The following is a 1,553-nucleotide window of genomic DNA, read 5'->3' on the forward strand; positions in this document are numbered from 1 at the left end:
GCTTCGCTCCGAAACTGACCGATGCGATGCATCTTGAACGTGACATCGGCCCCCCAACTTGTGACCGTCCACACCAGAACCACGGATAGTGGTGAAAGAGCGACCCAAATTCGGTGTAAACTCATGGATTCTCCTCCGATGCTAATTCACTTTCCCAACGCGGTATTCACTCATGCTCAGTGTGGCAGCATATTGCTCACCAATAGGCTAGTCTAACGCGACGACTTCCGCAAGAGACCGGCCAAGCGGGGTGTTCTTCGGTATGAGGTGCCGATTGACCGAGATTGCCGAGATTGTATCATGGGCGCCCGAGAGCTGAGACTGAAAAATTCTGTTCAACTGGGAGTGGCAAAGATGGGATTGACCTCGCGACAGCGGGTGCAGATGGCACTTTCGCACCAGCAGCCGGATTACGTTCCACTCGATCTTGGTGGTAGTCCCGTTACAGGAATGCACGTCAGCAGTGTTTATCTCCTGCGGCAGGCCCTGGGGCTTGATCCTCCGGGAACCCCGGTGAAGGTTGTCGAGCCCTACCAGATGCTGGGCGAAATCGATGAGCGGCTCCAGGCGGCTTTGGGAGTGGACGTTGTGCCGCTTGGGCGTCGCAAGAACATGTTCGGCTTTGAGAATAAGGACTGGAAGCCCTGGCAACTGTGGGATGGGACGCCCGTCCTCGTTCCCGGAGATTTTAACACAGAACCGGAACCGAACGGGGATTTAACGATGTATCCCGAGGGAGATAAGTCGGCACCGCCGAGCGGGAGGATGCCAAAAAACGGGTTTTACTTTGACACGATCATTCGACAGGACCCAATCGATGAGGAGAAGCTCAATCCGGAGGATAACCTGGAAGAGTTCACACCCATCGATGATGACGAGTTGCAATGGCTGGCCACCGAGGCCGACCGATTGTATCGCGAAACCGACAAGGCGATCCTCGCCAATTTTGGCGGAACCGCTTTTGGGGACATTGCCCTTGTGCCGGCTCCCTTTTTGAAGCATCCCAAGGGTATCCGCGATGTGGCGGAATGGTACATGAGCACGGTGACGCGATTCGATTATGTGTGGAAGGTCTTCGAAAGACAATGCGAAATCGGGATTGCCAATCTGAAAAGAATTTATGAAGCGGTGGGTGATCGTGTGACCGCAGTGTTCATCACTGGCACGGACTTCGGTCAACAGCATGGGCCGTTCATCAGTCCCCAAACGTATCGGCGGCTTTTCAAACCGTTCCACCAACGAGTGAATGCATGGGTCCACGAAAATACCCCCTGGAAGACATTTATTCACTCGTGCGGTTCCGTCGTGGCCTTTCTGGATGATTTCATCGAAGCCGGGTTCGATATCCTTAACCCGGTGCAATGTTCCGCGGCCGGCATGGACCCGCGGATGCTCAAAGAAAGATACGGCGACCGACTTGTCTTCTGGGGCGGAGGAGTTGACACACAGAAGACATTACCCTTTGGAACTCCTGATGATGTCCGTCGGGAAGTGAGGGAGCGGATAGAAATCTTTGGACGCGGCGGAGGTTTCGTCTTCAACACGGTGCACAA

At 54.5% G+C, this 1,553-nt stretch carries 1 protein-coding gene; it reads left to right on the top strand.

Annotation, left to right across the window (positions count from 1 at the left end):
* Positions 1-354: 354 nt before the first annotated feature.
* Positions 355-1,553: uroporphyrinogen decarboxylase family protein (locus H5U08_RS18355; RefSeq protein ID WP_297036473.1), on the top strand; the 1,199-nt coding region annotated here is incomplete at its 3' end.

Source organism: Thermogutta sp. (assembly GCF_014359955.1).
Taxonomy (GTDB): Bacteria; Planctomycetota; Planctomycetia; order Pirellulales; family Thermoguttaceae; genus Thermogutta.